This window comes from Anaerolineales bacterium, assembly GCA_016928575.1.
Lineage (GTDB): Bacteria > Chloroflexota > Anaerolineae > Anaerolineales > RBG-16-64-43 > JAFGKK01.
On record JAFGKK010000068.1, the window covers coordinates 51,196 to 73,587 of the forward strand.

19 protein-coding genes and 1 other RNA gene are annotated in these 22,392 nt (G+C 60.2%); 8 read left to right on the top strand and 12 right to left on the bottom strand.

Translation table 11 applies throughout. The features are described from left to right. Window positions 1–12 precede the first annotated feature (12 nt). Together JW929_09225 and JW929_09230 are read right to left on the bottom strand one after the other, a co-directional pair. A complete protein-coding gene (locus tag JW929_09225) occupies window positions 13–780 on the bottom strand; it encodes an ABC transporter permease (GenBank protein MBN1439578.1) in 768 nt (255 codons plus the stop codon). Then, window positions 761–1,555 carry an ABC transporter ATP-binding protein gene (locus JW929_09230; GenBank protein MBN1439579.1) on the bottom strand — a complete coding sequence of 265 codons (795 nt, stop codon included), beginning with the start codon at window positions 1,553–1,555 and terminating at the stop codon, window positions 761–763. Before JW929_09230 ends, JW929_09225 begins: the two co-directional genes overlap by 20 nt. Window positions 1,556–1,759: 204 nt before the next feature. Between JW929_09230 and ligA the strand changes: the two genes are divergently transcribed. Next, the gene (ligA, locus tag JW929_09235; protein MBN1439580.1) at window positions 1,760–3,805 is read left to right on the top strand and encodes an NAD-dependent DNA ligase LigA; all 2,046 of its coding nucleotides are present in this window, start codon (window positions 1,760–1,762) and stop codon (window positions 3,803–3,805) included. Then, window positions 3,802–5,001, top strand: coding sequence for a class I SAM-dependent methyltransferase (locus JW929_09240; protein MBN1439581.1), 1,200 nt, complete (start codon window positions 3,802–3,804; stop codon window positions 4,999–5,001). The genes ligA and JW929_09240 overlap by 4 nt, the downstream gene beginning before the upstream one ends. A 262-nt stretch (window positions 5,002–5,263) precedes the next feature. Here the strand turns inward: JW929_09240 and JW929_09245 are convergent, their stop codons facing one another. The 3 genes from JW929_09245 to smpB form a co-directional block, all read right to left on the bottom strand. After that, window positions 5,264–5,929, bottom strand: a complete 666-nt coding sequence (locus JW929_09245; GenBank protein ID MBN1439582.1) for a hypothetical protein — start codon at window positions 5,927–5,929, stop codon at window positions 5,264–5,266. A gap of 65 nt (window positions 5,930–5,994) precedes the next feature. Next, window positions 5,995–6,387, bottom strand: a transfer-messenger RNA (tmRNA) gene (ssrA, locus tag JW929_09250). A gap of 21 nt (window positions 6,388–6,408) precedes the next feature. Next, window positions 6,409–7,020, bottom strand: coding sequence for an SsrA-binding protein SmpB (smpB, locus tag JW929_09255; GenBank protein MBN1439583.1), 612 nt, complete (start codon window positions 7,018–7,020; stop codon window positions 6,409–6,411). A gap of 147 nt (window positions 7,021–7,167) precedes the next feature. Here smpB and JW929_09260 point away from each other — a divergent pair, with 147 nt between their 5' ends. Beyond that, window positions 7,168–7,464 (top strand): hypothetical protein, encoded by a 297-nt coding sequence (locus tag JW929_09260; protein MBN1439584.1) that lies wholly within the window; start codon window positions 7,168–7,170, stop codon window positions 7,462–7,464. Window positions 7,465–7,508: 44 nt separating this feature from the next. Here JW929_09260 and JW929_09265 read toward each other — a convergent pair whose 3' ends face one another. After that, window positions 7,509–8,597: a CapA family protein gene (locus JW929_09265; GenBank protein ID MBN1439585.1), complete on the bottom strand. Its 1,089-nt coding sequence runs from the start codon at window positions 8,595–8,597 to the stop codon at window positions 7,509–7,511. A gap of 11 nt (window positions 8,598–8,608) precedes the next feature. Then, entirely contained in the window at window positions 8,609–9,937 is a 1,329-nt protein-coding gene (gene hflX / locus JW929_09270) for a GTPase HflX (GenBank protein MBN1439586.1), read from the bottom strand. 241 nt (window positions 9,938–10,178) lie between these two features. On the opposite strand from hflX, the gene JW929_09275 reads away from it, so the two are divergent. The 3 genes from JW929_09275 to JW929_09285 all read left to right on the top strand — a co-directional run bounded on the left by JW929_09275 (window position 10,179) and on the right by JW929_09285 (window position 13,459). Beyond that, window positions 10,179–11,231: a threonine synthase gene (locus JW929_09275; protein MBN1439587.1), complete on the top strand. Its 1,053-nt coding sequence runs from the start codon at window positions 10,179–10,181 to the stop codon at window positions 11,229–11,231. Next, the gene (gene thrB, locus JW929_09280; protein MBN1439588.1) at window positions 11,228–12,145 is read left to right on the top strand and encodes a homoserine kinase; all 918 of its coding nucleotides are present in this window, start codon (window positions 11,228–11,230) and stop codon (window positions 12,143–12,145) included. The genes JW929_09275 and thrB overlap by 4 nt, the downstream gene beginning before the upstream one ends. A gap of 81 nt (window positions 12,146–12,226) precedes the next feature. Continuing rightward, window positions 12,227–13,459 carry a cofactor-independent phosphoglycerate mutase gene (locus JW929_09285; GenBank protein MBN1439589.1) on the top strand — a complete coding sequence of 411 codons (1,233 nt, stop codon included), beginning with the start codon at window positions 12,227–12,229 and terminating at the stop codon, window positions 13,457–13,459. A 355-nt stretch (window positions 13,460–13,814) separates the two neighbouring features. Here JW929_09285 and JW929_09290 read toward each other — a convergent pair whose 3' ends face one another. The 3 genes from JW929_09290 to JW929_09300 all read right to left on the bottom strand — a co-directional run bounded on the left by JW929_09290 (window position 13,815) and on the right by JW929_09300 (window position 16,877). Then, entirely contained in the window at window positions 13,815–14,840 is a 1,026-nt protein-coding gene (locus JW929_09290) for a LysM peptidoglycan-binding domain-containing protein (GenBank protein ID MBN1439590.1), read from the bottom strand. Window positions 14,841–15,169: 329 nt separating this feature from the next. Next, window positions 15,170–16,204 carry a PrsW family intramembrane metalloprotease gene (locus tag JW929_09295; protein ID MBN1439591.1) on the bottom strand — a complete coding sequence of 345 codons (1,035 nt, stop codon included), beginning with the start codon at window positions 16,202–16,204 and terminating at the stop codon, window positions 15,170–15,172. Window positions 16,205–16,223: 19 nt separating this feature from the next. Beyond that, complete coding sequence (locus JW929_09300; protein ID MBN1439592.1) at window positions 16,224–16,877, bottom strand: response regulator transcription factor; 654 nt, start codon at window positions 16,875–16,877, stop codon at window positions 16,224–16,226. Between the two features lie 137 nt (window positions 16,878–17,014). On the opposite strand from JW929_09300, the gene JW929_09305 reads away from it, so the two are divergent. Both JW929_09305 and greA read left to right on the top strand, forming a co-directional pair. After that, window positions 17,015–18,166, top strand: a complete 1,152-nt coding sequence (locus JW929_09305; protein MBN1439593.1) for a deoxyguanosinetriphosphate triphosphohydrolase — start codon at window positions 17,015–17,017, stop codon at window positions 18,164–18,166. A gap of 34 nt (window positions 18,167–18,200) precedes the next feature. Continuing rightward, the gene (gene greA / locus JW929_09310; protein ID MBN1439594.1) at window positions 18,201–18,665 is read left to right on the top strand and encodes a transcription elongation factor GreA; all 465 of its coding nucleotides are present in this window, start codon (window positions 18,201–18,203) and stop codon (window positions 18,663–18,665) included. 242 nt (window positions 18,666–18,907) lie between these two features. Here greA and JW929_09315 read toward each other — a convergent pair whose 3' ends face one another. Then, a complete protein-coding gene (locus JW929_09315) occupies window positions 18,908–19,972 on the bottom strand; it encodes a hypothetical protein (protein ID MBN1439595.1) in 1,065 nt (354 codons plus the stop codon). Window positions 19,973–20,062: 90 nt separating this feature from the next. Then, entirely contained in the window at window positions 20,063–22,381 is a 2,319-nt protein-coding gene (gene topA, locus JW929_09320) for a type I DNA topoisomerase (protein ID MBN1439596.1), read from the bottom strand. Window positions 22,382–22,392 lie beyond the last annotated feature (11 nt).

The following is a 22,392-nucleotide window of genomic DNA, read 5'->3' on the forward strand; positions in this document are numbered from 1 at the left end:
CCGGACGGGGGATCAGCGGATCGACCGCAGGCCCCACCGTTCGCGGATGCGCCGCTCGAAGGGCGCAAACACGAGAAAGTCGACCAACAATCCGATGGCGACGATGATGATCATGACCGAGATCACCTGCGCCATGTCGTTCAATTCGCGGCCCATCGTAAGCAGATGGCCGAGGCTGGCCTTCCCGCCGTAGTACAGCAGTTCGCCCGCCATCAGGGAGCGCCAGGCAAACGACCACCCCAATTTCATGCCCGAGATGATCGATGGGAACGCCGCCGGCAGGATCACCTGCGAATACAGCCTGATGCCGGCGGCTCCCATGGTTTTCGCCGCCTGAAGGAACAGCGGGGGGGTGTTGCGAATCCCGTCGGCGGTCGAGAGGGAGATGGACAGCAGGGCTCCCATGATGACCACGAAGATGATCGCCCTTTCCGACAAGCCGAACCATAACAAAGCCAGGGGCAGCCAACACACGCTGGGCAGCGCCTGCAATCCCAGGATGACCGACCCGACGGTCTGCTGGATGATCGGAATCCGTCCGATCAACATCCCAAGCGTTATTCCAACAAGAAGGGAAATCCCGTAGCCCGCGGCCAGCCTCCATAGGCTGTAGAGAATAGCCCTGGGAAAGGTTCCGTCCACAAAGCCGGTCCAGATGGAACGGAGAACATCGTAGAAAGACGGAATGATGTACTTGGGCCAAATGCCCAGCCGAACCACGGCTTCCCAGACAACGATCAGCAGTCCGAAAAACAGGATCCTAACCAACCAGGTTTTCATGGTCCTGTTCCTTTTGCTTGGCCGCAAGGACTTCTTCCCGCAGATCGGAAAGCACCTCCCGCACCGCCTCCACCAGCGCGAAATCTTCGATATGTCGCGGACGGGGCAGCTCGCATTTAAAGACCTTTTTCAACCGTCCAGGCCGCGCCGAAAGCAACAACACGCGGTCCCCAAGGACGAAGGCTTCGCGTACGTTGTGGGTGACGAAAAGGATGGTGGTTCCCGTTTTCTGCCAGATTTCCTGCAGTTCCGTATGCAACATGTCCCGGGTCTGGGCGTCGAGGGCCGCGAACGGCTCATCCATCAGGAGGACGTCCGGCTCCAAGGCCAGCGCCCTGGCCAGCGCCACCCTTTGCTTCATGCCTCCGGAGAGTTCATGGGTGTAGGCTTTGCGGAAACTGTTCAGCCCCACCAAGCGCAGATATTCCAAAGCCTTCTTCGGTTGGTCCTTTTTCGGTATACCCGCGCAATCCAACCCGAAGGAGACGTTGTCCATCACGTTAAGCCAGGGAAATAGCGCCGGCTCCTGAAAAATAACCACTCGGTCGCGGCCGGGGCCGGTGATGAGCTTGCCGTCCAGCAGGACACTGCCGGAATCCGCCTGTTCCAACCCGGCGATGATGTGCAACAGCGTCGTTTTTCCGCAGCCGGAAGGACCCAGCAGGCATAAGAACTCCCCGGCCTTCACGTCAAAGGTAAGATCCTCCAGCGCAAGGGTGGATTCACGGTGGCTGTGTTCAAAGATTTTCGACAAAGACTGGACGGATAGCTTCAACGCCTCTCCTTTACGGAGGAAGGTGAAAAAACGCAGTTCGAAGAGCCGTTTTCTTATGTTACTCCGAAAAAAGGGGGTGGATTGCCGTTTTCCTCACTCCGGATTATCTCCCTTGAGGAATCCTGGTTTGTCCAAGGACTGGAGTAGAATTATACCGTATTCCCCCCGTTTTCCGTGTATCAGGAGGCGTCAGGATAACCCGGCATGGACCCCACCAACGCGTCCCAGCGGCTGGAAGAGTTGAAGCGGCGCATCCAATATCATTCCTACCAGTATCATGTGATGGATTCTCCCGTTATCAGCGACGCCGAATACGACGCGATGATGCGCGAATTAACCGCCCTCGAGGCGCGATACCCTGAATTAAAAACCCCCGATTCGCCGACCCAACGAGTTGGCGGATCCGTCTCGGAAAAATTCAACCGCACCGCCCATCCCCATCCGGTATTGAGTCTCGGAAACGCGTTCCACCCCGATGATCTTCGCGGCTGGTTCGACCGGATCATGAAGCTGTCACCCGATGTAGCCCGCGCCGGCTTTGTGATCGAACCGAAAATCGACGGGCTGACCGTGATCCTTCACTACAACGAGGGCGTGTTCCGGTTGGGGGCGACCCGGGGCGACGGCCTGGAGGGGGAGGACATCACCCCGAACCTGCGGACCATCCGGTCCTTGCCGCTGCGAATCCCCGCGGATCCGCACGTACGCCGCATCCCGCCGCGGCGGTTGGTGGTTCGGGGGGAAGCGTTCATACCGGTCGCCGAATTCGAGGCCTTGAACGAAAGATTGGCCCGCGAGGGGGAAAAGGTGTATGTCAATCCACGCAATGCGGCGGCCGGGGCTTTGCGCCAATTGGATTCCAGCCTGACGGCGCGGCGGCCGATCGACGTGTTGTGTTATTCCGTTCTCGTGTGGGAGGGGGCGAACCGGCCCGCGACCCAAATCCAAACCCTGGCTGTGCTGAAGGAATTGGGCTTTCCCGTACCCGCCATGGCAGAGCGGGCGGCGACCATTGAGGAAGCGATCCGCATTTGCGGATCCTTCGAGGAGCGTAGGAATTCCTTTAAATTCGAAACCGACGGATTGGTGGTGAAACTCGACGATCTGGCGTTGGCCGACCGGCTAGGGTATGTCGGCAAGGATCCCCGGGGCGCCATCGCCTATAAGTTCGCCGCCCGTGAGGTCAGCACCCGGCTCCAGGATATCGGCGTAAACGTCGGCCGGACCGGCGTCCTCACCCCGTATGCCGTCCTCGAACCGGTCGCTGTTGGCGGGGTGACCGTCAGCCGGGCCACCCTTCACAACTTCGATTTCATTCGTGAGCGCGACATCCGCATCGGGGACCGGGTGATGATCAAGCGGGCGGGGGAGGTGATTCCTTACGTCATCGGCCCCATACCCGATGCGCGCACGGGATCGGAGCGGGTTTACTTGCCCCCCAAACGGTGCCCGTCCTGCCAGGAAGAAGTCCGCAAAGAGGAAGGGGAGGTGGCCTATTATTGCATCAATTCCGCCTGTCCCGACCAATTGGTCCGCCATCTGGAGCATTTTGCCTCGCGGACCGCGATGGATATCGAAGGGCTGGGAATAAAAATCGTCGAACAACTCGTCCAATCCGGCTTGGTGAAGGATTTGGCGGGATTGTACGATCTAACCGCCGAGGACCTGCTTTCGCTCGAAGGATTTGCGGAAAAAAAAGCGGATAACTTGGTGGCGTCGATCGCGGCATCAAAAAAACGCCCGCTGAACCGCCTGCTCGTCGGATTGGGCATTCCGGGCGTGGGCGAAGTTTTGGCCGGAGACCTGGCGAGGGAGTTCGGGGATGTCTCCGCGCTGGGAAACGCTTCCTCGGATCGGCTTCAGCAAATCGACGGCGTCGGGCCGAACCTCGCCGAGGAAATTTTGGATTGGTTCTCGCGCAAGCCGAACCGCCGGCTATTGGAGCGATTTCGGAAAAAGGAAATTTGGCCGTCGTTTCGCCCGGAGTCTGCGCCCGCAGCACCGCAGACACTGGCCGGTAAAACGTTTGTCATCACCGGAACTCTCAGCAGGTATTCCCGCGAAGAAGCCAAACGCCGGATCGAATCTCACGGCGGCAAGGTTTCCGAAAGCGTAACAAAGAAAACCGGTTATGTGGTCGTCGGAGACGCGCCGGGCTCAAAACTGCAAAAAGCTCAAAAGTTGAATATCCCCACGCTCGACGAGGAAACCTTGGAAAAAATGATCTCTTCGAAGGAGAGACAGGCTTGACGGAAGCGGGGTTGGTTTTGAAAGCCGGACGGGAAAAATCCGTACGCCAGAGGCATCCGTGGATTTTTTCCGGAGCGATAGACCGTATCGTAGGCGGACCGGGCAGGGGGGATACGGTCGACGTACTCAGCCAAGGCGGATCATGGCTTGCCAAAGCCGGATACAGCCCGGAATCCCAGATCAGAGCACGGATTTGGACATGGGACCGGGATCACGCCATTGACGAAAGCTTCTTTGAAGCCGCACTGCGGGAGGCGGATTCTTTCCGGCGGCCGCTGGAGGCTTACACAGACGGATACCGCCTGGTCAACGCGGAGAACGACGGACTGCCCGGCCTGGTCATCGACCGGTATGGGGGATACTTCACCGTCCAGTTCTTATCCGCGCCGGCTGAAAAACACAAACCCGCGGTTACCAATATTCTTTCACGGTTCGAAAAAACCCAAGGGATTTTTGAAAGGTCCGATGCCGACGTTCGGAGCAAGGAAGGACTTCCGCCCGCGACCGGCGTCTTGTGGGGATCGGAACCGCCGCAAACGGTAAACATTCGGGAAGGGAATTGGAAATTCATAGTAGACTTGCGGCAAGGGCACAAAACGGGGTTCTATCTGGATCAAAGGGATAATCGCATGCTCGTCCGCGACCTGGTTTCGCAATTCGCCCGCGGAGGAGAAATTTTAAATGTTTTTTCTTATACCGGAGCTTTCGCCGTGGCGGCGTATTCCGGAGGGGCCGGGCGTGTAATTAACGTCGATTCCTCCCCGGCCATGCTGTCCATCGCATCTGGCCAATTAGCGCTGAACGGCATGCCGGCAGGGAAGGACTCTATTCTGGAAGGCAATGCGTTCGAGGTTTTGAGACAACTCCGAGATGAAAAGCGCCTTTTCGATCTCGTCATTTTGGATCCTCCCAAATTCGCAGTAAATCAAAAAGATATTCGCAGAGCATCCAGGGCTTATAAGGATATCAATTGGTTAGCTATGCGAATATTGAGGAAAAACGGGATTTTATTGACATTTTCATGTTCCGGGCTTGTCAGTGAGGATCTTTTTCAGAAAATCGTTTTTTCGGCGGCGATCGACGCCGGGAGGGATGCGCAAATCATCGGCCGTTGCGGACAACCTTCGGACCATCCGGTGCGATTGACCTTTCCGGAGGGGCGATATCTTAAAGGTCTCGTCTGCCGGGTGCCCTAATGTGGACTACTGGATCTACTTGCTGGGATGCAATCCGCTTGCCAAAACATGAGTCCGGCCGAGAAAGCGTAGCTGATCCGCCGGTAATTGTCATGCCGGGGTCATTCTAGCTGGCAGCCATTGAATGTCAAAAATCACTGGATCCCGGCTCCGAGCATCACCGCTCCGCGAGGGCCGGCGCCGGGATGACGAATAAAACCAAAAACGCAAGCAACGTTTTTTTGTAATTATTAACGAAAGTAGACAGCCTGAGCAGGGCCAATTAATTTTTTATTTCCACGCCGCCGAACATTGCCAGACATCGGACCGTAAGGACCGGTCCTTCCGCAACGGGAGCGGGATTTGTGTTGTTTGACCAACCGCCGAAGACGGGCAATCCGTCGATGTCCAAACGCCAATCTTTCGGAACGATGACGTCGATTCCGCCGAACGCCGCTGTCAATTCCAAATACCCTCCTTCCGGCGCCAGTACAGCCGAGCGTAAATCTAGATCGATTCCTCCGAAAAGGACCGTCGCCGAACCGCCGTCGAATTCCGCGGACGGGTGGCGGATATCCATACCGCCGAAGACTATAAAATGCTGGAACGGCGCATGGCTTTTTCCAGCGGAGCCACCGGGAAGCCTCGGGCGCAACAGCACCAGCGCGCCCAGCAGGATCAGAAGGATTGGCCCCGCCAAACCCCAGGCTTCACCTCCGAGGATACCAAGCATGAGAATTTGCAGAAGGACCCCGGCCAAAACGATAATCATTCCACCGATCCTAGTGGAGCTCCGGGTAAGGAGAATAACCGCTCCCAGCAGAATGATGGCCAACGGCCACAAGCGTGCGATCCACGATCCCAACGCCAACTCTGGAAACTGGCGGTCGAGGAACAGCCCGCCTCCAAGCAATACCAGGACGGAGCCAAACCAATAACGCATTGCCATGGGATGTCCTTCCTCTATTGGCAAAAACCAAACGGGAAACGGTTTCCCGTTTCCCGACGAACGATCAGTGGAGATGGCGGGAATCGAACCCGCGTCCGAGAAGACTCGGCACCGGACCTCTACAGGCTTAGCCGGACATTTTTTCTCGTCGACCGGCTGCCTGCCCGGCAAGGAAAACCGATCGACCATCCACTCGGACCCGAAAGCCCTCTTTCGCTTGCGCCGCGGATTCGCAAACGGCACTCCGGCTTTCTCACGCCCGCTTCCCTCCCAGCCGGAGGTAGGGAGGGGCGAACGTGACCCCGCTAGGGGTCAGGCTCTATGTAGCGGGTTAAGCCGCAACAGGAAGAGCAGAGTAAGTGCGGTTGGCACTTGAAGGGTTGCGCTGATTTTTCGAGGTCGGCGCCTCTCGGCCTGCCATCCGGGACCAGCCTCTTCCGTCGAAGCCTGTCATCCCCGTAGCAAGCATTATAACATTTTTATCCGCGTCCGCTCAACGCCCGGCGCATGTCCCGTTCCGCGTCCCGCTTGGCGATCGCCTGCCGTTTATCGTATTTCTTCAACCCGCGCCCAAGGCCGATCTCGACCTTGGCCAGCCCCTTCTTCAGGTATACCCGCAACGGAACGATGGCCAGTCCCTTCTGTTGTTGGGCTTCCTGCAAGCGGATTATCTCTTTGCGGTGCAGGAGAAGGCGCTTTTTCCGGAGGGGATCATGGTTGGCCAGGCTGGCCGGATCGTAGGGAGCGATATGCACGCCGAGAAGCCAAGCCTGCCGGCCCTCGATGAGGATGTATCCCTCCTTCAGATTGATCTGTCCGGCGCGGATGGACTTGATTTCGCTGCCGAACAAAGCGATGCCCGCCTCGATCCTATCCAGGATGGCGTAATCATGCGTCGCTTTGCGGTTGCTTGCCACCACCTTGACGTGTTCGTCCACGCGATTTCTCCATGATCTTTTCCGGCCCGGACGCAAGCGATAACGAAGGAGCGGGTTATTGTATCGTAAAAAGAGGGGGCGGACGATGGAAGGTGCCGCCGTGCGGACCTCCCGTTCCGAACGATCGGGATATCCCTCCAAAGCGGCGGGCATGGTCCACCGCCGCCGGCCGGGTATAATTTCGCCCGTTGCCAAGTATCCGGCTTCCGCATTTCCCACCCCTTCCGACAGGAGACCTTCTTGGGCAGAGTCATCCATACCACTAATCCGACCCGGCAACGAAAAGCGATCTTGAAAAAAATGAGCCTCGCCATCGGGGAATTTCTTCGCTCAAAAAACCAAGGAAACAGCGCGGCAGAAACGGCGGCGGTCCTGATCCAGGGCCTGCAAGAAATCCGCGAGTCCGTCAACCGGACGGCCGAAGCGTGGGAGAAAAGGGATTATTGGGTGAAAGCGGACGCCTTCCGCAGGCAATGGTCTTGGGTTGAAAGACACGAATCGAATTTAACACGATGCCTGCCGTCGGCGGACAGCGACGGCATGCTAGGGGAAATTCTTGCCTTGGGGGAAAGGTTGTCCGCCATCCGGAGTGGATGACGCCGCGGTGCGACCGGTTTTCCAGGCCGGGCAAAAACCGGAAGTCATTCCCCCATCCTGGGGATACCGTCGACGAGATTCAGCCGGATCAGGTTGTATTCCACCGGTGCGCCGGGGTACACCTTCACCCACAGAATGGCGCTGCGGTTCGCCTTGCCGTCGAATTCATCGAAGACGAAGTTCCCCAAACTATAGAAAATCCGCCCCCCTCGGTATTCCTCCTCCCCCTGAAGGACGTGCGGATGCGAGCCGACCACCAAGTCCGCGCCGTAATCGATCGCCAGGCGGGATAGTTGGATTTGCCGCGGGTTGGGCACATCGACCCCCTCGTCGCCGTAATGGAAAAGAACGACGAGAAAATCCGAAACCGGGGAAACGGCTTCAAGATCGCGGATGATTTTATCGTCATCAGCCCAGGAAATTCCGGGGGTGTCCGGCCCGGCGGTCCAGCTTTTCGGATCGAACCCGCCGGTGTACTCCTTGGGCACTTCGGCGTATGCCAGAAAGGCCAGCCGCAAGCCGCCCACGGTGAACACCGCCGGCGCCCGCGCCTGGGCGTCATTGAATCCCGCTCCCACATGCGCCAACCCGTTGGATTCCAACATGGCCATAGTTTGCTCGAACGCCTCGATACCGTAGTCAAAACTGTGGTTGTTGGCCAGCGACAGCAGACCGAACCCGGCGCGTTTGAGAAGGGCGGCGGATTCCGGCGGCGCCAGGAAGGTGTAGTATTTCGGCGCTTTAACGCCGTCCTCCCCGATCGCGCATTCCAAGTTTCCAACCGCCAGGTCGGCCGCTTGAAGGATGGGTTCGACCGAGGCGAAGACCGCATCCCCGCGCCGGATCCGATCGCCGATCGAGCGGCCGAGCATGATGTCGCCCACGAACGCCAATTCGGCGCCGGCGGAGGAATCGGTCGGAGAAGGGGAGGGCGGGATGGCCGATCGCTCCTCCGGCTCGGGCAAAGTCGTCCTGGTCGGAACGGGGAACGAATTCGTCGGGGCGGCGGTTGTGTCCGCCGGATCCGAACTCTGCGGGGAAATGCTTGCGGCGACCGCCTCCCCGCGAGGCGCAGGGCCCCGGCAACCCCACAACAGCAGGACCATTGCGCATACAGCGGTTGGCCGTTTCATGGCGCGTCCGTCTACTCCTTATTCCGCCGATCGGCAAGCTGGTATTCGCGGAATTCCGCCAAGCAAAAACCGGGGATCCGGCCCGACACCAGGATCCCGTCCTCCCGGTGGACGAGGTTTTCGACGGAACCCTCCTTGTAAAACACGTGCAAGAGTCGTCCGGCGTTGAGCGGGAGTTTCACCCGGATATAGCGCATCCGATTGTAAAGCGATTTTTCGATCGTCTCCAGGAGCGCGGGGATTCCGTTTCCGTTAAGCGCCGAAAGCATGACGGTGTTCGGATACAACCTTGTCAGCGGCTCATCGCGGAAATCGGGAAGGAGATCGATCTTGTTGATCGCCGTGATGACGGGGTAATCCCGCAATCCGAGGGCCTGCAGGGTTTGCTGGACGGCATCGACCTGCTGGCGCGCGTTGGGATGCGAGATGTCGACCACGTGCAGAAGGAGGTCCGCCTCGGAGATTTCCTCCAGCGTGGCGCGGAACGCGGCGATCAAAGAAGCGGGCAGCTTTTGGATGAATCCGACCGTATCGGTCAGCAGAATGGTTTTCCCGCCCGGCAGGCGGACCCGCCGCGTTGTTGGGTCGAGGGTCGCAAACAGCTGGTCGGCGACATACACGCCCGCATCGGTGAGCCGGTTCAGGAGCGTGCTTTTTCCGGCGTTGGTATACCCGACCAACGCCACCACCGCGATTCCGGACCGTTTCCTCCGGCTGCGGTATCGAAGGCGGTGATCGCGGACGTTTTCCAATTCCGTTTTCAGATGGACGATCTTCCGGGCGATTTCCCGTTTGTCGATTTCCAACTGGGTTTCCCCCGGGCCGCGTAAGCCGACACCTCCGGTTCCGCCGCGGCCCGCCGCGCCCCCGGCTTGCCGGGCCAAGTGGGTCCAGGCTCGGGTCAGGCGCGGAAGACGATATTCATATTGGGCCAATTCCACCTGCAAGGACCCCTCGCGGGTATGGGCGTGCTGGGCGAAGATGTCGAGGATCAATGCCGTCCGGTCCAGAACATGAACCGCGTCCCCCAACTCCTTCTGCAATTCGCGAAGGTGACGGGGAGAAAGCTCTTCGTCGAATACGACGATTCCGGCCCGGGTTTCTTCCACCCAACGCTTGAGTTCCGTCACCTTGCCGGATCCGATCAGGGTGGCGGTATCCGGTTTAGCGATCCGCTGGAAATCCCGGCCGGCCACGTCCATCCCCGCGGTTCGGCACAACACTTCCAATTCGTCGAGGCTGTCCTGCAAGGAAAGGACGGCCGGCCGGCCTTTCCAATCGATTCCGAACAGGAAGGCCAGCGGTTTTTTATCGGTAGAAATGGTTTTCGTTCGCGGCATGTTTTCGTTTTTCTCACGGGCGGGAGGCCGGTCCCGATCCGCGGAGCGACGAATCCTCCGAAGCGGGCTTGTCAATGGCAACCGGGGGAAACGCCGGTATGCCGCCCGGCGGTTCATTATAAACGGAAGCGATCTGCGCGAGCGGACGAAAGCCTTCCGCCATCCGCGGCCGAGGGTCTGGTCCGGTAAGAGGATGGTAGAATTCGCCCAGGGGATTTTGCGATACATCGGAGAGACATCAATGGCTTGGAGTGGAGTGATCCCTACCTACCGGGAATGGATCGATCTTCCCGCAAGTGCGCCGGTCATCTCGCTGCTCGAAGGGAATACGCCGCTGATTCCCCTCCCGCGGTTGGCGAAGCAATTAGGCAAGGGAGTGTCGCTGTATGCTAAGTTCGAAGGGCTGAATCCCACCGGTTCGTTCAAAGACCGGGGCATGACCGTCGCCATCAGCGAGGCCGTGGGACGGAAGGTGAAATCCGTCATCTGCGCTTCGACCGGAAACACCGCCGCCTCCGCCGCGGCGTACGCCGCCCGCTCGGGGATCCAATGCATCGTCCTCATCCCGCAAGGGAAAGTGGCGATGGGCAAACTGGCCGGCGCGATCGCCTACGGTTCCAGAGTCATCCAAATCGAAGGATCGTTCGACGACGCCCTGACGCTGGTGGTGCAGATCAGCCAAAAACATTCCATCGCGCTAGTCAATTCGCTTAATCCCTACCGGCTGGAAGGACAAAAAACCGGCGCTTTTGAAATCTGCGACGCTTTGGGAAAAGCGCCGGATTGGTTCTGCCTGCCGGTCGGAAACGCCGGAAACATCACCTCCTATTGGATGGGGTTTCAGCAGTATCATCGGGCGAAGAACACCGGATTGCCGCGCATCCTGGGCGTTCAAGCCGAAGGATCCGCGCCGCTGGTTCTCGGCCATCCGGTGGAGAATCCGGAAACGGTCGCCACCGCCATCCGGATCGGAAAGCCCGCGCGCGGAGAACAGGCGCTGGAAGCCGCCCAGGAATCCGGCGGCCGGATCATCGCGGAAAGCGACGAGGCCATCTTGGAGATGCAATCCGCGCTGGCCGGCGAAGGCTTGTGGGTGGAACCGGCGTCCGCAGCGGGTTTGGCCGGCCTGCTTCACGATGTCCGCTCCGGCGCACTGACGCTTGAGGGCCAGACGGTGGTCGCCGTTTGCACCGGCCATGGGCTAAAGGACCCCGATATCGTCGCCCGACGGGCGCCGTCGATCCAATTGCTGCGTCCCGTTCTCGGCGATTTGGAGCAAGCCCTCCTCGGATGACCGCTTCGGTCCGGCGCGCCAAGATCCGGATTCCCGCCACCTCGGCCAACCTCGGCCCCGGATTTGACTGCATGGCGCTCGCACTGGATTTATGGAACGAGGTGACCATCGCAAACTCCGCGGGAGGGGTGCGTGTGTCGGTGAAGGGCGAGGGGGCCGGTTTGCTTCCCCAAGACCGCGGCAACCGGGTGGCGCTGGCCGCGTTGCAGGTCTTTGAACAAGCGGGATGGCCGGAGGCGGAATTCAGCGTCGACTGCTTGAACCGGATTCCGGTGGCCTCGGGGATGGGATCCAGCGCGGCGGCAGCCGTGGGCGGGCTGATGGCCGCCAACACCGCACTCGGCCTCCCATACTCGCGCCAGAACCTGATCCGGCTATGCCTGGCTCTGGAAGCCCATGCCGACAATGCCGCAGCCGCATTTGCTGGAGGGTTGGTCGTATTAGGGATTGAGGAGAGCGGGGTTCTCTGGCGCCGCTATGAACTGCCGCCGATGCGGGTATGCGTGGTCGTCCCGGAAAAGCGGGTTCCCACGTCCGATTCGCGGTCCTTCCTTCCCGAAACGGTGGCTCATCGCGACGCCGCGTTCAACCTCGGCCGGGCGCTGCTTACGGCGGAAGCCCTGCGCAGTGCGGATTACCGCCTGTTGGCGGCGGCGATGCAGGACCGGCTTCACCAACCCTACCGGTTGGCCCGCCTGCCCGGCATCGCCGACATCCTGCAAGCGGCCACGCAGGCCGGCGCAGCGGCGGCGCTATCGGGTGCCGGCCCCGGGGTGATTGCGTTTGCGGAATGCGGCCAAACGGAGATCCTGAATGCCATGCTGGCGGCCGCACGGGAGCGGAAGCTGGACGCCCGCGGGTTCCTCCTGAACGTCAGCAACGCCGGCGCTGATGAAATCGAAACTAGGGACTGACGACTTCTTTCCTGCGAACACGCCGGCACCGGTCCAAGACAGGAAAAAGCCGGGCTTCCGGCTTTTGGAGATGGGCATGTTATGAGAACCGTAATTGTGTTGGGAGACGGGATGTCGGACTACCCCGTCTCGGCGCTCGGCGGGAAAACCCCATTGCAGGCCGCGAAAAAACCGCACATCGACCGCATCGCCCGGGAGGGGCGGATGGGGCTTTTTCAGACCATCCCTGACGGGTTCCCCAAAGGCTCCGAAGTGGCCAATTTGAGCGTGCTCGGCTACGATCCCGCCAAAACCTACAACGGGCGGGCGGTGATTGAGGCCGCCAACATGGGGGTGGCCCTCGGCGGCGACGACGTGGCATTCCGATTGAATCTCATCTGCATGGAAAACGGTCTGATCAAGAACCACTCCGCCGGGCACATCACCACCGCGGAGGCAAGATCGATCTTGTGTTCCCTCCAGGAGGCGTTGGGCGAGGACACTGGGGACATTCCGGTGGATCTTCATCCCGGGGTCGGATACCGGCACCTGATGGTCCTGCGGGGCGCCGGCGCGTCCCCCAAGCTGAGGTGCGCCCCGCCGCATGATCATGTCGGGGAACGAGCCGCGAACCTACTGCCCAAGGCCGAAACCGCCGAGGCGCAGGCTACGGAAAAAATGGTGCGCTCGCTGATGGTGCGGGCGGAGAAAATCCTCAAGGATCATCCCGTTAACTGCCGGCGCGTCGCCATCGGCAAGGATCCCGCGAATGCGGTTTGGCCCTGGTCGCCGGGCCGCAAGCCGTCGATGGAAACTCTCCAAACGCGATTCGGAATCCGCGGCGCCGTCATTTCGGCGGTCGATCTGATCATGGGCCTGGGTCTTTATGCCGGCATGGACGTGATCCGAGTGGAAGGGGCGACCGGCCTGTGGGACACCAATTACGAAGGCAAGGCGGCGGCCTGCCTTCAAACCCTTCGGGATCACGACCTGGTGTATGTGCATGTGGAAGCCACGGATGAAGCAGGCCATGCCAAGGATCCGGGATTGAAGATCAAATGCATCGAAATGCTGGACGACCGGCTGGTTCGACCGATCTTGGAGGGCGTGGAAAAGACCGGGATCGAGGCTACCCTCGCGGTGCTGGCGGATCATCCGACCCCGGTGGCCACAGGCATCCACGCCGCGGATCCCGTGCCGGTCGCCATCCGGCGCCCCGGAGTGCCCCCGGACGGCACAACCGCTTACGATGAGGAGCAAGCGAAGAACGGAATCCTGCCATTCATGCGCGGGGATGATTTTATCCGCATTGCATTAGGGATGGATCAACCGTAAACGACGCCCCGATCCGCAAACCCATGCGCTCGGATCCTGTGCCCAACCCCGGCAAGTCCCGGATTCCACAAGGGACCGGTCCGGAAACGCCGTCTGCAAACCAAACCAGAAGGGCCCCTCTCCTGGAAGAGTCCCCGCCATCATTTCCTCATTCCATAGCGCTTGGCTTTTGCGCCTTCCGCGGCATCCGCCTCCGGCGGATGCCGCGGAAGGCATGCAGGAACACGCCCGGATGCAGGACAAGGAACAAGAACATGCGGACGGTGAGAGAAAGACGGATGCCGGCCGACAGCCTGCATCCGTCTGTTATGAACCGTTGCTTTTTGGCCGGGTGCGGGAAACGCCGAAGCGGATGCTACCCCGCCGGCGTCGAGGCGGTTAGGCCGGTTCCGCCCCAGCCGAATACGCGACGCTCGCTCACGGCGCCGGCCGAGGCGTACACCGGATTCCCGGCGTCGGTGGTTCCCGTTTTACGAACCACGGTCACCCGCCACTCGAAAATATGCACCGTTCCGTCGGTCGGTTTGAAATCCGCCGGAACAATCAACCGGGTTTCCTTCACGTAGAACATGCTCTTCTCGCTTTCGGCGAGCGAGATATCCCGGATCGACACCTGGTATTCCTCGCTTTCACGCAGGGCGGCGACTTCCGCCCATTGCAGCGCGATTTCATTATCCGACATCCCGAAGATCGTCCCGTCCCGCGGCGTAAGCAGGTTGGGCGCCGGATAGGGCGGAGGCGTGGTCGGGGTAGGACTCGGCCCGGCGGTGGGTTCGCGTTCGCACACCGGAATCTTGAGTTTCATGCCGACGAAAACCACGTCGTTGGCGAAGGAATACTGCGGATTCCACCGCTTGATGGATTCGATGGACACGTCGTACATATCGGCGATCCCGGCCAGCGTATCGCCGTCTTTCACTTCATAGGGGATGAACTCGCAGGCGGCGTAGGTTTGGGTCACCGCGTTCGCCGTTTCCGTCGAAGCCGGAGGCGGAGTAGGCGTGGGCTGAGGAATATACAGCGTGGCTCCAATGACCAAAAGGTCGCAGTTAACGGATTTCCCGCCCTCCTGTTTGATCTGGTTGGGATCGGTGATCCCGTATTCCGACATGTACAAAGAGCACGTGTCTCCCGCCTGAACGGTGATCACGATCGGCGGCAGCGGGGTGAAAGTGAGCGTCGGCGCCGGAGTGCCGCTCGGCTGGAGGGTGAGCGTGATGGTCGGGGTGACCGGCGGTGCGGTGGCGATGGCCACGGGTCCGGCGATCAAGCCGCCCTTTACCAGGGCGACCATGATCAGAGCGCCGAGGATAAGCGCGATGACGGGCGCGGCAACCGCCGCGCCGACCGGGATATTGATGCTGCCCGATTGGCCGGACATCCGCGCCGGGGCTTTCAAAGCCTTTCCGGAACCGGCCGCAAAAACCATTCCGCAAACGGCGCAACGGGAGGCGGTGTCCGCGATCCGCGTGCCGCAAGCAGGGCATATTCGACTGGGTACGGAAGGTCGAGGACTGGTGTTCGTCATTTTCTCTCCGTTTGGCGTACGGACATTATACCAAAGGGGAATCCTCCTATTTCCAGGACGATTCGTCTTGACTCATTCATTCCAACGGTGTTCCACAAGGGGTTTTCGCGCATCCCGGCCGGAGACGTCTTCCGGCCGATGGCTTGAATCCGCCTTCCCCGATACGGAGTAACCTTATCTGGTCAAGAGAGTTCTGGGGCGGCGGGGTGGGGAGCATTCTTCGACAATGACGTCAATTCCGAAGCGAGATCGGAGATCTGACCTTCGATCTTTTCATCCTTCCCCCAAAGCTGCCGTTGTTTTTCCTTGAACGCCAACTCCGCGCAGACCGTGTGCAGACGGGCGATGAGCCGGTAGCGCCGGAAATCGAAGCGGCAAATCGCCTCCCATTCCGAAAGCAACCGGGTCCGCATCGAAACCGCCGCTTCCCACTGGTGGGGACGGATGATTCCGCTGTCTACATACGGACGCAAATACTTGCGGATGGTACCCCGCTCACGGATCAAGGAGCCGAACGACAGCAGGGCGATCGCCACCGCGCCGATCCCATACACCAGCAGGCTGGCGGGCAGGGCGATCAGTAAGGAAGGGATCCGGGCTGAGAGGGTAATGGCGAAATTGTGCAGGCCGTGAAAGAGGGCGGCCGTCAGGTATCCTCCCGCCGCCCATGCCACAGCCCTTCCCGGGGACCGCGCATATTTGGCAAACGCCAGCCCCAAGCCGGAGAACGATGTGAACACCGCATGCATGGACCCGAACACCATGGCGCGCAGGAAAAAGAACAGGACCAATTCCTCCATGGTTTGGCTGGATAGAAAAATGATCAGGTTTTCGGTGGCGGCGAAGCCGAACCCGACCATTGCCCCGTAAATGATCCCGTCCAGCGGACCGTCGACTTCCCTTTGGGCAAGCCCGAAGATACCCAGCAGGCCGAGCAGCTTCACGCCCTCCTCGACGAGCGGCGCGACAAGGCCGAGGTTGAAAAGAGTCAATCCGGCGGGGGCGTCGGTTCCCGCATACCCGGAAACCAAGGCCAGGATCAACTCCGCGACAATGGAGAGGATCGCCGCCGGCGCCACGCCCCACAGGAACGAGAGCAGAAGCAGGTGGGCCGGTTCCTTTTCATACCGGTCGAACCACCAAACCAGCATCGCCCAACAAACCATGGGCAGAATGCCGGCGAAGATCGACATGACCAACAGCAGCAAAAGGTTCACGGAGATCCTGCCCCGAACGCTAGAGGTACGATTTTAAATTATGGGAAACCGCGTAGGCCGCGGCTTCGGTCCGGTTGGCCACGTTCAGTTTTGAGAGGATTGATGAGACGTAATTGCGGACGGTCCCTTCGCCGAGGAAAAGCGCCTGGGAAATTTCGCGGTTGGTTTTCCCTTCCGCCACCAGCTGAAGGACGTGCATTTCCTGCTGGGTTAATCCGGAGAAGGTGGAAGCCTCCTCATCCTGCGCCATCTTGCGCATCTCTGCGAACACCCGTTTGGTGACGGCGGGATCCAGAAGGGCCTCGCCGCGGCCCACGCGTTCAATGGCCTGCACGAGTTCCCCCCCCCCGATCTGCTTGAGAAGATATCCGGAGGCGCCGGCGCGGATGGCGGAAAACAGCATCTCATCCTCCGCATACGATGTCAGCATGATCACTTTAATTTCCGGGTTCATCTGGAGGATGTCTTGGCAGGCTTCGATCCCGGACATTCCCGGAAGGCGGATGTCCATCAGCACGACGTCCGGTTTGAGGGCCAGCGCCTTCTCGACGGCTTCGGCCGCGGAGCCGGCCTCGGCAATCACTTCGAATCCCTGATGGTGCTCCAGCAGGGATTTCAACCCCAGCCGGACCACCTCGTGGTCATCCACCAACATTATTCTTTGAGTGCTCATGCCGATCGACCGGGCCCGGGCGCCGTCCGGCGCAGGACGGGATGAATTCTTGCGGTAAGGATAATTCAATGCCGATTGATTGACAAGCCCAAACCGGTCTGTTACACTCCGGCACGATCCTCTTTCGGAATGTTTCCATGCGCTTCGACCGCAAAGCACTGGAAGACATCGAAGACCGAACCCTCGCTCCGTACGCTTCCCGCAGCAAACACTCGCGCGGAAGGGTTTATCCCGAGGCGGAACCCGGATACCGGACCTGCTACCAGCGGGACCGCGACCGGATCCTGCATACCACCGCCTTCCGCAGGCTGGAGCATAAGACCCAGGTTTTCGTATCCTACGAAGGGGATTATTACCGCACCCGGCTGACCCACACGCTGGAAGTCGCGCAAATCGGACGCTCGCTGGCCCGCGCATTGGGCGTTAACGAGGATCTGGTGGAGGCGATCTGCCTGGCGCACGACCTGGGTCATCCGCCGTTCGGGCATTCGGGGGAAGCGGTGCTCTCACGGCTGATGGAAGCGCACGGCGGCTTCGATCATAACCGGCAATCCATGCGGATTGTGACCGTCCTGGAGCGTCGCTACCCCGGGTTCCCGGGATTGAACCTGACCTGGGAGACCCGCGAAGGGATCGTCAAGCACGAGACGGCGTTCGACATCCCCGATGTGTCCGAGTACGCGCCGCAGGAACGCGCCAGCGTGGAAGCGCAGATCGCCAATGCCGCGGACGAATGCGCCTACACCTCGCACGACCTGGACGACGGCCTCCGGTCCGGGATGCTTGCGCCGGAGGACCTTGCAGATCTGGCGATTTGGAAAACCCTGCGCCAGGAATCGCTGCCGGGGTCTGACCCGCGCGACGACCTTGTCCGCCATCGGATGATCCGCGCCTTTATCGGCCTTGCCGTGCAGGACCTGATAGACACCGCCGACGCTCAATTGACGGAATTCGGCGTCAAGCGCAACGCGGATGTGAGGAGCGCTCCGGAAAGCGTCGTGCGTCCGTCGGACGCTTTTCTTCCGCCCCTGGAAGCCCTGCGCCAACGGCTTTTCGAGAGGATGTACCGCCACCACCGGGTGATGCGCATGGCGCTGAAAGCGGAAAAATTCCTGTCCGAACTGTTTTCGATGTACGTCGCCAACCCAAAGATCCTGCCCCCGGCTGTGCTGAGCCGGACCGAGGAAGAGGATCCGCACCGGGTTGTGTGCGATTACATCGCCGGTATGACCGATCGCTTCGCCCTGGAAGAATACCAAAAACTCAACGACCCCCACGCAAAGCCCTGAGGGAAAAACCGGACCGGGAGAAAAAAAGAAAATCATGGAACGGAAGATCCTGACGCCCGAGGGGGCCCGAAAAATCAAGGAAGAGTTGGCGCAGCTTCGAGGGCCGGCGCGGTCTGCGCTGGCAAATCGCCTGCGGGCCGCCATCCAGCAGGGCGATTTGTCGGAAAACGCAGACTATACCTCGGCCAAAGAGGAACAGGGCTTTCTGGAAGGGCGGATTTTGGAATTAGAAACGCTGATAAAAACAGCCGAGATTGTCGATCCGGCATTCACGTCCCGCAACGTGGTGTCGCTCGGATGCCGCGTGCATGTTTCGGATGAGGAAAACGAATCCGATGTGTTTCAAATTGTGGGAAGCACGGAGGGGGATTCCCGGGCGGGAAAGATCTCCCATGAATCGCCGATCGGAAAAGCGCTGCTCGGACACAAAGCCGGCGACACCGTGACGGTCGCCACGCCGGGCGGTTCGCGTTTTTTCCGGATAACGAAAATCGAGTGAGATAGATCATCGGCCGAATCATCGCCTTCCGGTGGCGTCGTCATTCCTGCGTTTTTTTATGGGAATCCGCGGGTTGGGAGGCGTCGATGCCCGACAGATCCGCCCCGCTGCGCAGGGCAGGCGCGGACATGACACCATGGTAAGCCTTTTAAGATTTTCAACGGATTAACAAGATATTATTTGAGGACGGCAGTTTTTTTTTCAACCTTCCAGAAAAACCGCATGGTATGCCGTGCGGTTTTTTATTTTTCCTTCGCCCAAACTTCCAATTGCAATGTCACCCGTTCAAAATAGGAATTCTGAGGGAGGGAGCCGGCCCCGTAGACCAATTCGCGGATCAGCACCCGCAGTTGCAAGCCGGGGGTTTCCATCCAAAAATCCGCTCCGGGGAGGGCCAAGACGGGCAGTCCGCGGGGCGCCAGCGTGGAGCGGACATCTTCTTTCTCAAACGAATACTGACTCATCAAGACGGAGGTTGAGGTTCGGCTCGGCTTGCGGTCGAACAACCAGACCTCCAAAGCAGTGACTTTTTTGGGTTCTCCCACGCCGATCGGCTCGGAGATCCCCACGCCGCATTCGCCCAGAAAATCCCCGCTTGGTGAATTAATCGTGAAGCTGTCTTCGTACAGGTCGTCGCCCAACGCATAGGTGGTCACAAAGCGCTCCAGGGGTTCCGTCCCCTCGCCGCTTTCCGTTTCTTCCTCCGCCGGAGGCGGACTGGGGGCGCTTTGCAGCTCCTCCTCGGCTTCCAGGGAAAGTTCCTCCGGAACGGAAGACACATTCAACGACGGAGCGGGGGCGGCGCGGTGCCTGCGAATGTTCACCGCCAACACCAGAGCAATCGCGCCCCCGATTATTACTCCCAGAAGAGCCAGAAGGCCGAAGGCGCCCTGAAGTCCGCCGGTGGATGCCGCCGGGACGGGTTCGCCTGCATCGGCCGCTCCGGAAACATAGAGGTTGGCGATCAAGACCTCGAATTGATTCAGCCTCTCGGGATCCGTTAGGTTGTCGCCGCGCAGCTGCGCCAGCACATCCAGCTTGTTTTCGCCCAAAGCCTCGAATCGGCTGCGGGCCAGGACTGCATCCCCGTTTACGCCGTAGGAATCGACCGCCATCCGCAAGTAGTCCAGCTGGATATCCGAGCGGAGCATCTCGGGGGTGGTGTCGACGTACTCGACCGGCCACACAATCCAGCCCAAGACGATCAATCCGAACAGCGTTCCCAACAGAAAACTCGCCCCGTTAAGGAACATCGGGGAGCGGAGAAGATTTTCCAGGTTGCCGCGCCAAGGAATCCGGCTTGTCATAGCCACCTTATCCCGATTGTATCTTCAGAAGGCTCCGCCTGGCAATTCCATCCTTCTTCGTCGCCCGGGCCTTCGCCTCCCCGCCGAAACTCACCGCGCCTCCGCCTCTTTGGCCGAGATGGCGTCGAGGGGGAACTTCGCTTCGCATTTAATGCATTGGGCCGTCTGCCGGCCGCTCAGAACCAGCAGGCCGCCGCATGCCGGGCAGGGGATGGGCAACGGTTTCTTCCATGAGGTGAAATCACAGGTCGGATAATTCGAGCAGGCGTAGAAGGTTCGTCCTTTGCGCGTCTTGCGCTCGACCAGGTCTCCGCCGTCCTTAGGGCAAGCCACGCCCGTCTTTTCCAGCCAGGGTTCCACGTAGCGGCAGGCGGGAAACGTCGAGCAGCCGATGAACTTCCCGAACCGCCCGAAGCGGATCACCAGCGGGTTGCCGCAGGTGGGGCAATCGCGTCCGGCCGGCTCCGGCTTGTCATCTGCCTTCGGGATCTCCTGCTCCGCGTGCTTGACGTCCCTGGAAAACGGCTCGTAGAATTCCTTAAGGGTCGCCGTCCAGTCGTGAGCCCCTTCGGCGATCTCGTCCAATTCGTCTTCCATGGTGGCTGTGAAACCGGTGTTGATCACGTCGGGAAAGTACGTGACCAGCATGTCGTTCACGGTAAAGCCGATTTCCGTCGGCAGCAGGCGCTTCTCTTCGCGGACGGCGTATCCGCGCTGTTGGATGGTGGACAAGATCGGAGCGTAGGTCGACGGCCTGCCGATGTCGAACTCCTCCAGGGCGCGGATAAGCGCCGCCTCGGTGTAGCGGGGGGGCGGTTGGGTGAAATGCTGCTCGGGAAGCACGCCGATCAGCCGCAGCGGCTCGCCTTCCTCCAGGGGCGGAAGGGTCGCTTGGGCCTCTTCTTCCGCCTCCTGGTCCTCGTCCTTGGCTTCTTCGTAGACCGCCAGAAACCCCTGGAAGCGCAACATGGCTCCAGAAGCCCGCAGAAGGTATTTCCGGGCCCCTGAGGCCTCTACATCGACCTGGACGGTATCAAATTGGGCCGGAGCCATCTGCGAAGCCAAGAACCTCTGCCAGATCAGTCCGTAGAGCCGGTTCTGGTCCCGGCTGAGGTATTCCTGAAGCGCCTTCGGCTGACGCAGGACCGATGTCGGCCGAATGGCCTCATGCGCCTCCTGGGCGGAACGGGAGCGGGTCCGGTATTGGGGAGGTTCGGCCGGGAGGAATTCCTTGCCGAATTTCTCGGCGATCCACTCCCGGGCTTCTTGCTGGGCAACTTCAGCCACTTGGGTGGAATCGGTGCGCATGTACGTGATCAGGCCGGTCATGCCCTGGGAATCGAGTTCCACGCCCTCGTACAATTGCTGAGCGATAGCCATTGTTTTCTTGGGAGAAAAGCCGAGTTTTCGGGACGCTTCCTGTTGCAGGGTGGAAGTGGTGAAGGGGGCGGATGGATTCCGTTTCCGGATGCCCCGGCGCACCCGGGCCGCGAGGTAGGAAGCCTTTTCCAGATCGGCGGCCATGGACGCGGCGTCCGCCTGCGAACCCAAAGACACCTCCTGATCGTCCGCCTTCATTAATTTCGCGCGGAAGGCGATGCCGCCGTTCGTCTGCTTGGCGAGATCGGTTTCGATCGACCAATACTCCTTGGCCTCGAAGGCGTTGATCTCGCGCTCCCGTTCCACCACCAACCGCAGCGCCACCGATTGCACCCGCCCGGCCGAAAGCCGGCTGCGGACCTTGGCCCACAGCAGCGGACTGAGCATATAGCCGACCAGCCGGTCCAGGATTCTCCGGGCTTGCTGGGCGTTGACCAGGTTCATGTCGATTTCGCGCGGATGCCGGAAGGCCTCCTCGACCGCGGACCTCGTGATCTCGTGGAATACGACGCGGCGGGTCCGAGCGTCGTCCAATTCGACGGCTTCTTTTAGGTGCCAGGCGATGGCCTCCCCCTCCCGGTCCGGATCCGTGGCGAGGTACACCTCCTCGGATTGCTGGGCGAGGGCTTTTAATTCTTTCACCACCGGACGTTTTTCGTTGGGAATCCGGTATTTCGGAGTGAAGCCGTTGTCGACGTCCACCGAAAGTTGGGAGCGCAGCAGGTCGCGCACGTGGCCGACGGAGGCCCGGACCTGGAACCCTTTGCCGAGAAACCGACCGACGGTTTTTGCCTTGGTCGGCGATTCCACGATCACCAGCTTTCCGTTCCGCTTGGGGCGTTTTGTCTCACGCTGGACCGGAGCGGGGGGCGTCAGGCCGGCGTGGGCCTCGGTCAAACCCATTTTTTGGATCTTCGTTCCGCAGACGGCGCAGAGGCCCTTGGTGGTCGGCCGGCCGTTGGAGAGAAAGGCCGGCTCCGGATGAGCGATCTCCCGTTTGGCCTTGCATTTTAGACAGTACCCTTCCATAACCGCAAAAA